The sequence below is a fragment of the Halarcobacter anaerophilus genome, from assembly GCF_006459125.1.
Lineage (GTDB): Bacteria > Campylobacterota > Campylobacteria > Campylobacterales > Arcobacteraceae > Halarcobacter > Halarcobacter anaerophilus.
The window spans coordinates 2,507,013-2,521,356 of the sequence record NZ_CP041070.1 but is presented as its reverse complement, the minus strand read 5'-3'; the positions used below and the strand labels follow the sequence as shown (position 1 = coordinate 2,521,356).

General features: G+C 34.1%; 4 protein-coding genes, 2 tRNA genes and 3 rRNA genes. 7 read left to right on the top strand and 2 right to left on the bottom strand.

Features of this window, described 5'->3' with window-relative positions:
• The first annotated feature begins 19 nt into the window (after positions 1 to 19).
• The 7 genes from AANAER_RS12575 (at position 20) to AANAER_RS12545 (ending at position 11,899) form a co-directional block, all read left to right on the top strand.
• A 16S ribosomal RNA gene (locus AANAER_RS12575) occupies positions 20 to 1,536 on the top strand.
• Between the two features lie 105 nt (positions 1,537 to 1,641).
• Positions 1,642 to 1,718, top strand: a tRNA-Ile gene (locus AANAER_RS12570).
• A gap of 37 nt (positions 1,719 to 1,755) precedes the next feature.
• Positions 1,756 to 1,831, top strand: a tRNA-Ala gene (locus AANAER_RS12565).
• A gap of 354 nt (positions 1,832 to 2,185) precedes the next feature.
• A 23S ribosomal RNA gene (locus AANAER_RS12560) occupies positions 2,186 to 5,070 on the top strand.
• Between the two features lie 130 nt (positions 5,071 to 5,200).
• A 5S ribosomal RNA gene (rrf, locus tag AANAER_RS12555) occupies positions 5,201 to 5,316 on the top strand.
• The 16S, 23S and 5S rRNA genes sit together here with 2 tRNA genes alongside, the layout of an rRNA operon.
• Before the next feature lie 183 nt (positions 5,317 to 5,499).
• Positions 5,500 to 10,488: a diguanylate cyclase domain-containing protein gene (locus AANAER_RS12550; protein WP_129082187.1), complete on the top strand. Its 4,989-nt coding sequence runs from the start codon at positions 5,500 to 5,502 to the stop codon at positions 10,486 to 10,488.
• A gap of 10 nt (positions 10,489 to 10,498) precedes the next feature.
• Positions 10,499 to 11,899, top strand: a complete 1,401-nt coding sequence (locus AANAER_RS12545) for a hypothetical protein (protein ID WP_228711158.1) — start codon at positions 10,499 to 10,501, stop codon at positions 11,897 to 11,899.
• Between the two features lie 13 nt (positions 11,900 to 11,912).
• Here the strand turns inward: AANAER_RS12545 and AANAER_RS12540 are convergent, their stop codons facing one another.
• Positions 11,913 to 12,425 (bottom strand): peptidylprolyl isomerase, encoded by a 513-nt coding sequence (locus tag AANAER_RS12540; RefSeq protein WP_044417342.1) that lies wholly within the window; start codon positions 12,423 to 12,425, stop codon positions 11,913 to 11,915.
• Positions 12,426 to 12,435: 10 nt separating this feature from the next.
• Complete coding sequence (locus tag AANAER_RS12535) at positions 12,436 to 14,316, bottom strand: peptidoglycan D,D-transpeptidase FtsI family protein (protein WP_129082186.1); 1,881 nt, start codon at positions 14,314 to 14,316, stop codon at positions 12,436 to 12,438.
• Between the last annotated feature and the right edge of the window lie 28 nt (positions 14,317 to 14,344).

Here is a 14,344-nt window from a genome sequence, read left to right as displayed (position 1 = left end):
AAAGTCAGATTAAACTTTTTTTATGGAGAGTTTGATCCTGGCTCAGAGTGAACGCTGGCGGCGTGCCTAACACATGCAAGTCGAACGAGAACGGATTAAAGCTTGCTTTAATTGTCAGCTAAGTGGCGCACGGGTGAGTAATGTATAGTTAACCTGCCCTAGAGAGAGGGATAACAGATGGAAACGTCTGCTAAGACCTCATATGCCTTTAAAACAAAAGTTTGCAAGGGAAATATTTATAGCTCTAGGATGGGACTGTATTGTATCAGTTAGTTGGTGAGGTAATGGCTCACCAAGACAATGACGCATAACTGGTTTGAGAGGATGATCAGTCACACTGGAACTGAGACACGGTCCAGACTCCTACGGGAGGCAGCAGTGGGGAATATTGCACAATGGAGGAAACTCTGATGCAGCAACGCCGCGTGGAGGATGACACTTTTCGGAGCGTAAACTCCTTTTATATAGGAAGATAATGACGGTACTATATGAATAAGCACCGGCTAACTCCGTGCCAGCAGCCGCGGTAATACGGAGGGTGCAAGCGTTACTCGGAATCACTGGGCGTAAAGAGCGTGTAGGCGGATAGATAAGTCAGAAGTGAAATCCAATAGCTCAACTATTGAACTGCTTTTGAAACTGTCTATCTAGAGTATGGGAGAGGTAGATGGAATTTCTGGTGTAGGGGTAAAATCCGTAGAGATCAGAAGGAATACCGATTGCGAAGGCGATCTACTGGAACATTACTGACGCTGAGACGCGAAAGCGTGGGGAGCAAACAGGATTAGATACCCTGGTAGTCCACGCCCTAAACGATGTGCACTAGTTGTTGCGATGCTAGACATTGCAGTAATGCAGTAAACACATTAAGTGCACCGCCTGGGGAGTACGGTCGCAAGATTAAAACTCAAAGGAATAGACGGGGACCCGCACAAGCGGTGGAGCATGTGGTTTAATTCGACGATACGCGAAGAACCTTACCTGGACTTGACATAGTAAGAACCATTTAGAGATAGATGGGTGTCTGCTTGCAGAAACTTATATACAGGTGCTGCACGGCTGTCGTCAGCTCGTGTCGTGAGATGTTGGGTTAAGTCCCGCAACGAGCGCAACCCACGTCATTAGTTGCTAACACTTCGGGTGAGAACTCTAATGAGACTGCCTACGCAAGTAGGAGGAAGGTGTGGACGACGTCAAGTCATCATGGCCCTTACGTCCAGGGCTACACACGTGCTACAATGGAGTATACAAAGAGCAGCAATACCGTGAGGTGGAGCAAATCTTAAAAATACTTCCCAGTTCGGATAGTAGTCTGCAACTCGACTACTTGAAGTTGGAATCGCTAGTAATCGTAGATCAGCAATGCTACGGTGAATACGTTCCCGGGTCTTGTACTCACCGCCCGTCACACCATGGGAGTTGAACTCATTCGAAGCGGGGATGCTAAACTAGCTACCCTCCACAGTGGATTCAGCGACTGGGGTGAAGTCGTAACAAGGTAACCGTAGGAGAACCTGCGGTTGGATCACCTCCTTTCAGAGAAGAGAGACTTAATTCGTTTTAAGTCTCCAAAGCAATCAAAGATTGCATTAATTATCATATTCGGTTTATAAAGGTTATTTAAGACAAATAGGTGAGAATGGGCCTATAGCTCAGCTGGCTAGAGCGCTCGACTGATAATCGTGAGGTCCCAGGTTCAAGTCCTGGTAGGCCCACCATTATTAAATAATCTGATAGAAGGATTATCCAGTAGATGGGGATATAGCTCAGCTGGGAGAGCGCCTGCCTTGCACGCAGGAGGTCAGCGGTTCGATCCCGCTTATCTCCACCATCTATAACAAATCAAGAAAAAGAGTTTTGAAATAAAAATCAAATATAAGTTCAATAAAAAAGTTGAATTTATATTTGACTTTTAAAGTCAAAGTGATATTTAAAAACATAATGTTAAAGTCTTTAATTTTTTCGTTTAAATCAATATCTTTCGTATAAAGATGATTTAAAAAACAAAAAAATTTCATATCTAAAATTTACTAGAAATAGTAAAAACATGATAGACACAACTATATTATTGAAGTTAATTCAATAAGATAGTAGCCAAGGAATAATTATTCAAAAAAGGTAGAATAACGAAAGTTATTTTATTCTCAAATTGGTCCCTTTAAAAATGAAAATTTTTAAAGGAGATTAAAAAGCTATAAAGGGCTAATGGTGGATGCCTAGACTGTAAGAGGCGATGAAGGACGTACTAGACTGCGATAAGCATTGGGGAGCCGTCAAGAGGCATTGATCCAGTGATTTCCGAATGGGACAACCCAGTATGTTATGCATACTATCCTTTTAAAGGAAGCGAACCTGGTGAAGTGAAACATCTCAGTAGCCAGAGGAAGAGAAATCAAATGAGATTCCCAAAGTAGCGGCGAGCGAAATGGGATTAGGGCACTTAGTGATAATATTTAAGATAGTAGAAATATCTGGAAAGATATAGCATAGAAGGTGAAACTCCTGTATACGAAATCTTGAATGTGGTACTAGACTAAGGAACGAGTAGGTCGGAACACGTGATATTTTGACTGAAGATGGGGGGACCACCCTCCAACCCTAAATACTACTTACAGATCGATAGTGAACAAGTACCGTGAGGGAAAGGTGAAAAGTACCCCAGTGAGGGGAGTGAAATAGAACCTGAAACCATTAGCTTACAATCATTCGGAGCCCTATGATTTATCAGGGTGACGGACTGCCTTTTGCATAATGAGCCTGCGAGTTGTGGTATCTGGCAAGGTTAAGCCAAGTGTGAAGCCGTAGCGAAAGCGAGTCTTAATAGGGCGAATTAGTCAGATGCTGCAGACCCGAAACGAAGTGATCTATCCATGAGCAGGTTGAAGCTGGTGTAAGAGCTAGTGGAGGACCGAACCGGTAGGCGTTGAAAAGTCTTCGGATGACTTGTGGATAGGGGTGAAAGGCCAATCAAACTTCGTGATAGCTGGTTCTCTCCGAAATATATTTAGGTATAGCCTTATGTAGTAACATATAGGGGTAGAGCACTGAATGGGCTAGGGCTGCTTACCGCGGTACCAAACCCTATCAAACTTCGAATACTATATGCGTAATCATAGGAGTCAGGCGATGGGTGATAAAATCCACCGTCGAGAGGGGAACAACCCAGACTAACAGCTAAGGTCCCAAAGTTACATCTAAGTGGAAAACGATGTGGAGTTACTGTGACAACCAGGAGGTTGGCTTAGAAGCAGCCACCCTTTAAAGAAAGCGTAACAGCTCACTGGTCTAGTGATTCTGCGCGGAAAATATAACGGGGCTAAGATGTACACCGAAGCTTTAGATTCGTGATTTTTCACGAGTGGTAGGAGAGCGTTCTATTCAGCGTTGAAGCCATACCGGTAAGGAGTGGTGGAGCGGATAGAAGTGAGCATGCAGGCATGAGTAGCGAGAATTAAGGTGAGAATCCTTAACGCCGAAAACCCAAGGTTTCCTACGCGATGCTCGTCATCGTAGGGTTAGTCGGGTCCTAAGTCGAGTCCGAGAGGGGTAGACGATGGGAAATTGGTTAATATTCCAATACCAATATATAAGCGCGATGTGGGGACGCATAGAGTTAGTCGAGGTCACTGATGGAATAGTGGCTCGAAGGAAGTAGGTTGTAATTTAGGAAAATCCGGATTACGATAGACCGAGATCTTACAGGCTGATGACACTCTTCGGAGGAGATTCAGAATCGATGATACTGTCGTGCCAAGAAAAGCCACTAAGTATATTATATATTGCCCGTACCGTAAACCGACACAGGTGGGTGGGATGAGTATTCTAAGGCGCGTGGAAGAACCCTGGTTAAGGAACTCTGCAAACTAGCACCGTATCTTCGGTATAAGGTGTGCCTACTTTGGTATAGAGATTTACTCTCGAAAGCTAAAGAGGTTGCAACAAAGAGTCCCTCCCGACTGTTTACCAAAAACACAGCACTTTGCTAACACGTAAGTGGATGTATAAGGTGTGACGCCTGCCCGGTGCTCGAAGGTTAACTGATGACGTTAGCATTAGCGAAGCGTTTGATTGAAGCCCGAGTAAACGGCGGCCGTAACTATAACGGTCCTAAGGTAGCGAAATTCCTTGTCGGTTAAATACCGACCTGCATGAATGGCGTAACGAGATGGGAGCTGTCTCAACCAGGGATCCAGTGAAATTGTAGTGGAGGTGAAAATTCCTCCTACCCGCGGAAAGACGGAAAGACCCCGTGCACCTTTACTACAGCTTGACACTGTAGCTTGGATATTCATGTGCAGGATAGGTGGGAGGCTTAGAAACGTAGACGCCAGTAGACGTGGAGCCAACCTTGAGATACCACCCCTGAATATTTGAGTTACTAACTGCGAGAAGTTAACCTTCTTCAGGACAATGTCTGGTGGGTAGTTTGACTGGGGCGGTCGCCTCCTAAAAAGTAACGGAGGCTTACAAAGGTTAGTTCATGGCGGATGGAAATCGCCAGTTGAGTATAATGGCAAAAACTAGCTTGACTGTGAGACATACAAGTCGAACAGAGACGAAAGTCGGTCATAGTGATCCGGTGGTTCTGTGTGGAAGGGCCATCGCTCAAAGGATAAAAGGTACGCCGGGGATAACAGGCTGATCTCCCCCAAGAGCTCACATCGACGGGGAGGTTTGGCACCTCGATGTCGGCTCATCGCATCCTGGGGCTGGAGCAGGTCCCAAGGGTATGGCTGTTCGCCATTTAAAGCGGTACGCGAGCTGGGTTCAGAACGTCGTGAGACAGTTCGGTCCCTATCTTCCGTGGGCGTAGGAAAGTTGAAGAGATTTGTCCCTAGTACGAGAGGACCGGGATGAACGTACCACTAGTGTACCAATTGTTCTGCCAAGGGCATCGTTGGGTAGCTACGTACGGATGAGATAAGCGCTGAAAGCATCTAAGCACGAAGCCAACTCTAAGATGAACTTTCCCTGAAGATCCCAGCAAGACTAGCTGGTTGATAGGCTGGATGTGTAAGTGAAGTAATTCATTTAGCTGACCAGTACTAATAGATCGTTTGGCTTTTTTTATAAATTTCTTGGTTTACTATCTTATTGAGTTAAACTCAAAAGAGTGTCAAAAGACTTAACATTAATTTAAAGAACTCAGAAGATGTGAGTAAAGAGATATATTATTAAAAATAGTTTCTTTACTCATATTGCTGGTGGTTTTAGCGAGGTGGAAATACCCGGCTCCATTCCGAACCCGGAAGTCAAGCACCTCTGCGCTGATAATACTGCTCCCTACGGGAGTGGAAACGTAAGCCGCTGCCAGCTCTTGAGTTTATTTTTAAGCCTTATCTTTCTCAACTTATCTTTAGTTGTCTAAGACAAGGCTTTTTTTTTAGCCTTTTTACCTCCCTCCAATGCCTTTTTAGCCTTTCTCTTTTAATCTTCTTTTTTTACTTTCTTGTAATATTACTTTGTATATTATATAGATATTTTTTTATAGGATAAAAATTGTCAATTAAAGATTTTAAATTAGAAACTTTAAAATATTCATATAGCAATTTTAATATATATAATACAGTTACATCAGATTTAAAAAACAAGTTTTTAGCTAAAACAACAAAAGAGATTCACTCTTTACAAAGTGAAAGTAATGAGTTAATAAATGAATTTAATATACTATCGAAATGTGATCATAAATATATACTTAAAGCACTAGATAAAAAAAAAGTCGATAACAGACTTTTTGTAATATTTGAAAAGTATGAAGGAATTCCTCTCAAAGAGAATTTTAAGTATGTTAATAAAGAGAATTTGAATGAGTTTATATCAATAGCAATTAAGTTTTGTGAAGCATTAGATTATTTACATAAAAAGGGTGTTATACATAATAATATAGATGCTGATTCAATTTTAATTAACAAGAAACTGCACGATATAAGATTGTTAAATTTTAACTACTCTTTTAATAAAGGTTACAGCTGTCCATCTTTTAATAATAAATCATTTTATAACTCTCCTGAACAGACAAATAGAATTAACATGGAAGTTGATTATAAAACTGATATTTTCTCTTTAGGAATACTCTTTTATGAATTGTTAGCAGGTTTTATTCCTTATAGTAAAGAGAAAAAAGATTCTTTGTCTTACAATATTATTGCAAAAGATTTGCCTTTAGTAAGCAATTTTAATAATGATATACCAAAAGTCTTATCACTGATTATTAATAAGATGATTGAAAAAAATCCTATAGACAGATATGACAGTATTTTTTCTCTTCTTTTAGATTTAAAAAAAATTCAAAAAAGACTTGATAATAATTTAGATGTATTAGATTTTGAAATTAATAAACATAAAAAAGATTTTTTAATAGGTAAAAAGACTTTTTTCGGTAGAAACTTAGAACTTTCTTCTTTTAAAGAGGCTTTATATAAAAATGAAAGTAAAAATCAATTATTTATTATTTACGGACCTTCAGGGATAGGGAAAACTTCTTTTGTAAATAAAGTTCTTGAAAATGCAGATGAAATATTTAAAAATTTTATAAATGTAAAATTTGATGATTATAAAAACAATACTCCTTATAAAGTTTTATATGACTGTTTCAGAAAATTGGCAAAAGAGTTGTTGCTTGAAGATGATGAAACTTTAAATAAATGGAAAAATAAAATATTATTGCATTTAGGTAGAGATGTAAAAGTATTGTTTGGAATAATACCTGAATTAAGAGTTGTTATCGGTGATTTACCTGATGTAGATCAATTAGATCCTAGTGAATCAAAAAATAGATTTAACAGTCAATTATTTAAATTTTTAAAACTTTTTTCAACAAAAAACAATCCTTTACTTATTTTTATGGATGATATGCAATGGGCTGATTCTGTTACTATAAAATGGTTAGAGAATCTTCTTTTAAATCTAAATAATGTCAAAGTAATAATAACTTATAGAGATAATGAGTTATCAAAAAATAAATTACTAAAAAAAGAGTTGGAATTATTTGAGAGTTTTGATATTTTATTAAATAAATATAATTTAAAACCTCTTACTCCTTTAGATATAAAAAGTCTGTTAGATTCAAATATTACTATAAATAACAGTGATGAGATATCCGAACTCTTACATAAAAAAACGGGTGGCAATGCTTTCTTTGTTATTCAACTATTAAAGCAGATACAGCAGAATAATACTCTTTTTTTTGATGAAGAGAAGAACTCTTGGTATTGTAAAATAGATGAATTAAAACAGATAAAAGCAAGTAGTAATATTATAGAATTTTTGGAAACCAGGATAGCATCTTTAGATAATTTGAAAATAGAATTTTTAAAAAAAGCGTCATGTATAGGAAATAATTTTGATATTGTGGTTTTAAAAGATATATTTAAAGAAAAAGAGAACTTTGAAGAGATTTTAAATTCATGTTTGCAAGATGAATGGATAACCAAATCTTCCATAATCGATAAAAACTTTTATCAGTTTTCCCATGACAGGATACAACAAGTTTTTTATACGTCAATAAATGAAAAAGATCTTATTTCATATCATAAAGAAGTAGGAGACTTTTATTATAAAAGGTATAAAGATAATAAAGAGTATCTTTTAACGTTTGTTAATCATTATAATAAAGCGAAGCAATATTTTATTAATATGAATAAAAATGATTTTTTGGCAAATTTAAATCATGAAGCTGCACTTATTGCAAGAAGTAACGGCGATTTTGAAATGTCATTAAATTTTATGAAAAATGCTTTTTCTTTATATTCAAATGTTAAATTATTAGATACCCGTGATGAACTTTTTAAAGATTTTGCAATTGCAGAGCATTTAGTGCTTAACAAGACTAAGGCATTGTCTTATTATAAAGAAGCATTAAAATATATAAAAAACGATCTAAAAAAAGCTTATATATATGAGCAGATGATAAAACTTCACACTGATTTTTCCGAGTTTAACGAGGCTTATAAAATAGGTAAAGCAGCCTTGAAATTATTTGATTTAAATATTCCAAGGGGATTTAATTTTTTAATTTTTATAAAAGAGTATTTAGAACTTGAATTGAAATTAAAAAATAAAAAGGTGGAAAATTTATTAAACTTGGATGAGGCAAAAGAAGAGAGAGCCATAATAATAATTAAAATTTTATCTTCGGTTTTAAAAGCGGCATATCAAATTAGACCTGAGCTTTGTGTACTTATCTCAATGTTACTTGTAAAAAGTTGTTTGAAACATGGTGATACTAAAGATGCCGTAATAGGTTTTATGGTTTATGGAGTTATTTTTAAAGGCGGTATTTTAGAAAAACATCAATTAGGTTATAAATATGCAACTCTCTCTTTGGATATGATAAAAAAGTATAATAATACCGTACTTGCACCGGAAGTAAAATTTGTATCGGGTTATTTCGGTTTATCTTGGATAATTCCTGCTAGTCTAACAGAACAAAACTGGCATGAATCTTACAAAAGCGGTATGCACATCGGAGATTGGTTCCATAGTGCTTGTGCTGCAGCTGGGATAGTTCAAAGTATGTTTATGAGAGGAGTGAATTTTCAGTTAATTCAAGAGCAGATCTTAGAGTTTGAAAAAGGATTAAGTAAAATAGGAGCAAAAGAACAACTTGAAGCAATAAAGAGCGTTAAACAAGCTATAAAAAATATTCAAGGAAAGACTAATAATACTGTCTCTTTTAGTGATGAATCTTTTAATGAAGATGAGTATATAAAAAATCTTGATAATTTCAGTTCTTTGCATTTTGCACATTTTTATTATATTAATAAAATGATCTCTTTGTATATTCATGAAAGTTATGAGTTGGCTTTTGAAGTTTCAAAAAAGAGTAGAAAATTTTTAAATGCTTCAAAAGGTATGTTTCATAGTTGCGAACATTTTTTTTATGAAGCTTTAATATATCTGCAATGTTTTAACTCTTTTAATGTTAAAGATAAAATTATATATTTAAAAAGAGTAAAAACTACAATTGAAAAATTTGAAAAATATTCAAAAGATTGTGCAGAAAATTTCATAGTAAGAAAATATATATTAAACGGGGAATTAAACAGATTAAATAAGGATTATATTAAAGCACAAAATCAATTTTTAAAAGCTATCGAAATCTCTCAAATATACTCTCAATATAATTTAAAAATTATAGCTTGCAGACTTTTATATAAAATTTATGATTCGTTAAAACAAGAGAGCTTTGCAAAATTATATAAAGAGGAGTTTCAAAATAGCTTTATAAGTTGGGGAGCGGGCAAATATTTAGATTCTGAAGAAAATGAAAAAACTTCAGTAGAAAAATCCTTAAATATTAATACTTTGATTAGATCCTCAGAAGCTATTTTTAGAGAACAAAAACTCTCAAATCTTTTAAAAAGTCTGATTAGAATACTTTTAGAAAATTCGGGGGCACAAAATATCGTAATTATATTAGAAGAGGATTTTGAATATAAAGTTGAAGCAATTTATTTAAACGATGATGAAAACAGTTTTGATGTTTTAATCGATAAAAGATATCAAGAGTGTAAAAATATAATTCAAAATATAGTGAAATATGTAATTAGAACAAAAGAGTCTGTTATTATAAATGATTTAGAAGATGATCCTATTTTTTCAAAAGAGATAAATATTATTCAAAGGGAAGTAAAATCGGTATTATCTTTTCCTTTAATTTTAAGAAATAGTCTAAAAGGTATTATTTATTTAGAGAATAATCTTTTAACAGGTGTTTTTACAAAAGAGAAAATTGATTTATTGAAACATTTAAGTACCCAAATCGCAATCTCAATTGAAAATGCCAAAATGTACAAAAATCTGGAACAAAAAGTTCAAGAAAGAACAAAAGATTTAGATATAAAAAACGAAAAATTAAAAGATCAAAACTTAATTTTACAAGAGCAAAATAACAAAATTTTAGAACTAAATTCAAGTATAGTAGAAGAGAATGAGAAAAGAAAAGTCGTTGAACAAAAATTACAAGAGGCTATTAAAAAATTAGATCAGTTAGCTACTATAGATGCCTTAACTCAGTTAAAAAATAGAAGAATATTTGATGAAGTATTAAAAAAAGAGTGTTCTAGAATAACGAGAAATAATGAAGTGTTATCATTGATTATGTGTGATATTGACTTTTTTAAACAATATAATGATTTTTACGGACATTTACAAGGAGATGAGTGTTTAAAAGAGATATCAAAAGTTTTTATATCCAATATAAAAAGAAAAAATGATTTAGTTGCAAGGTATGGAGGAGAAGAGTTTGCCATAATTTTGCCAAACACAACTAGAAAAAAAGCTTTGGTAATAGCTCAAGAGATATCTAAAGATGTAAGAAAATTAAAAATCCCTCATATAAAATCAAATATCTCTGATTTTGTAACTCTTAGCATGGGAATAGCAACTACAGATGATATAAAAATAATCTCTCCTAATACTCTTATAAAATTTGCCGATGATGCACTTTATAGAGCAAAACAAAATGGACGAGACCAAATAAAATAAGGAGTAAATGATGTTTTTTAAAAGTATAGTAGGTTGTTTTTTAATTTTTTCTGTTTCAAATCTTTTGGCTTTAGAAAGTCAAAATATTGATCCTTTTGCCGTAAATAATGGTGAGATTCCTTCTAAAAAAGAGTATTCCGGAGCTCTTTTTAAATTTAACTTCAATTATCCTGTAAGTTATGAAGAGCCTATTAACACCCCCTGGAGTAAAGTAACCAACGGTAAAAAATTAACAAAAGAAAAAGCTTATGATTATATTATGGCTTTAAAAAAGTATATTGAACCGTCTGTGAAGACTTTTGTTTTAGATCAAGAAAAGTGGAATAAAAGTTTACAAAAAGATTGGTATAGTATGTTATGGGCAGGAGAAAATGTAGACTTGACAGGCTGGGAAGGAAGAGAGGCTATTTACGGAACGTATACCGGTCAAATTCAACCAGCTTCAGTATATAAGGATTTTGGACTTACTGTTCCTGTTAGAAATTATGCTGCAATTTATTATGATAAAGTAGCAGCATATACTCTGCATGAAGTCTTTAAAAAGTGTGATGAAAGTGAAGATAGCTGTATTCCTAGTGTAAATAACGATGAAGCTCAATTTAAAGAGGGTGCTATAATAATTAAAGCAGCTTCTGCTTCTGCAACACCTGAACAGTGGCCTGTTTTAGAAGGTGCGGCAAAGTGGAAAATATATAGAAAACCTTTTGATATGAACGGTACGATAAAAGATAAACCGCCTGTAGTAACTGATACTCGTGTTACAATCTTTGATATTATTATTAAAGATTCTGTTGCGGCACCTGAAACAGGCTGGGTATTTACAACCTTGGTTTATGATAAAAATGCAAAAGGAGATAATGCTTGGGATAAAATGGTTCCTCTAGGGGCAATGTGGGGAAACGATCCGGCTGTAAATTCTGCACAAAATCCTAAAGAAGAGCTTTTGGAAACTTATATAAACCCTAAAGCACCTGCTTATGCAAAAGTGACTTTGGGGTATGGTTTAAGATTATCCGGACCTTTTGATATTGCTGTGAAGTATGATGTAAAAGTTAATGGAAAAACGGTTAAAAAACTTAGAAGTTCTTCTTGTATGAGCTGTCATGGAACAGCAAGTTTTTTACCTAAAAGTTATAATATGGTAACACCTTTTTATCCTGTAGAAAGTATAAAAAACGGAATTTGGACAATGTATGAACCAGGTTCTAAGATATGGAATCAATGGTTTCAAAATAGATGGGGAAATATTCCTCAAAGTGAAGAAAAAGATGTAATTGCACTTGATTACAGTACTTTTTTAGAACAAGTTTTGATGAACTATGCAGCTGATTACAGTCATGATAACAATCTTAAAAATTATAGTATTTTTGAAAAATGGAGAAAATTTAAAAGAGAATCAAGAAGTCACTAAAAAGAAGAGAGATTTAATCTCTCTTTTCTTTGATTTCTATGGTTTTTATTATATCACCTTGTCTGATATTATCCAAGGTTTCAAAACTTGTACTGTCTCCTTCTTCTATTTCACCGAAAACTGTATGATGCCCGTCTAAATGAGGACAAGCAACAAAACAGATAAAAAATTGACTGCCACCTGTATCAGGACCAGCATGAGCCATAGATAAACTACCTCTGTTGTGAACTTGTTTATCCGCATGAGTTTCACAAGCAATTGCCCAATCGGGACCACCTGCACCTGTTCCTTCAGGACATCCTCCTTGAGCCATAAATCCCGGAATTACTCTATGAAAGTTTAGTCCGTCATAAAAACCTTCTTTTGATAATGTTACGAAATTTGAAACGGTATTTGGAGTCTCTTTATAAAAAAGTTTTAACCAAATATCTCCTTTCTCCATCTCTATTTTTGCATATTTAAATTTTGCTAGTTCTTTTTCTGTATAGGTATACTGTTTTAACTCTTTTTTTCCAAATCCAAACATATTGCTCCTTTTAATCTTTTGTAGAAATTATATCTTTTTTTGGTGATAGATAGTTTAATCTAATAAGATTATTTACTATCTCTTTAAAAACGGGAACTGCTGACCATGAAGCATAATGATAATACCAATATTTACCTTTTGAAACAGGATCCATAACCGTAACACCTATTGTATAAGAGTGTTCTCCGTCATTAACAAAACCAAAAAAAGATGAAATATATTTTTTAAGATATTTTCCACCTCTTGCTATTTGTGCGGTTCCTGTTTTTCCTCCTATTTCTAAACCGGGAATTTTTGCGGCTTTTCCCGTACCTTTATCAACGGTTTTTATAAGCAGTCTTTTTATCTCATCTGCTGTTCTTTTAGTAATAATTCTTTCATCTTTTATTTTGTCTTCTTTATATTTGCTTCCGTTCATTTCAATATAAGAGACGATTTTGGGAGTTACTACTACACCATCATTATTAAATGCCGAATAAGCTTTTAAAATCTGCATAAATGTTGCGGTCATTCCCTGTCCGTAAGATACAGTGGCTTTATAAACATTGTCTTCCTCTTTTTTATCATTTGCGGAAAATTGCCAGACTTTAGGCATTGAACCTTTTTTTTCATAAGGTAAATCAATTCCCGTTTTTCTAGTAAATCCAAATCTTTTCATTCCTTCAAAAAATTCCGGACCACTTAATCTTTGTGCAAATTGCAAAGTACCTATATTTGAAGAAAAAATTACAATATCATCCAAAGTTAGATAGTGTTTTTTAAATCGGTGATCATCTTTTATTATAAATCTTCCTAGTTTAAACTGTCCTCTTGGAAACTCTCCTTCTTTATTTGCTCTGTCTTTTGTATTGTAAGCAAAAAGAAGTTCGTTTTTTTTGATTCTATTTTTATCTAAAACCAATGAAATAGCAATAGGTTTTATAACTGATCCTGGTTCATATTGATACTCCACGGCATTAACGTTTAAAGAGGGAATATCTTTTTGATATATTCTTTCGGGATTAAATCTGTTTGATGAGGCTAAAGAGAGAACTTTTCCCGTTTTACTGTCCATGATTGAAACTATAATTTCTTGCGCTTCTAATTTTTTCTTATAAATATCAAGAACCATTTCATTGTTTTTTTGAAGTTTAAGAGGAATATTTAAAACTAAACTTGCTCCGTCGACTCTCTGTTTTATTGTTGAATTTCTATTAAAAGAGATATAAGATAAAACATCTCTGTTTCCGCTTAGAATCCCGTCTTTGCTATTATTTAAAAGAGTGTTATACTCTTTTTCCAATCCTTTTATTCCTTTTACTCTTGTTTTGTCGTTTTTTGTTTCAAATTTGGTTATATACCCAACTACGGGAGTTAAAGTATTCTCATAAGAGTAGACTCTTTTTTCACCGCTTTCAGTTATGCTAAGTCCTCTTAATATTTTTCCTCCGGGTACTTGTCTTGCTTTAAATACTTTTAACCTTCTTAATTTAAAACCCAACTCTTTTAAGTTTTTAGCGGTTTTTGAATCAATATTATATGATAGAACAAGATTCCCCGGAGCATTTTTCAAGGATTCATCAATTTTATTTTCGATTTTTTTATAAGGGATATCGCTGTAAATGGAAAAAAGTTTTATAAAAAGTTCTTTTTTGTTTTCATCTAAATGTCTTGTATCTATTGAAGCTTTATATATTTTCTTTGAAGTCGTAATCTTAAAATTATCGGAACTAATTATATCTCCACGTACGGCAAGTTCTTTTTTAGAAGTCTCCAAAGAGGGCAGTCTTCTGTAATCTTCTATTGTATCAAATATTGAGATTATTAAAATAATTAGTAAGAAAAGTATGAAGAAAAACAAAAACATTATTTTCTTGATTTTGTTATCTTTTTCTTTAAAATTTGAAGACATATTTATCCATAATATAATATAATAAAAA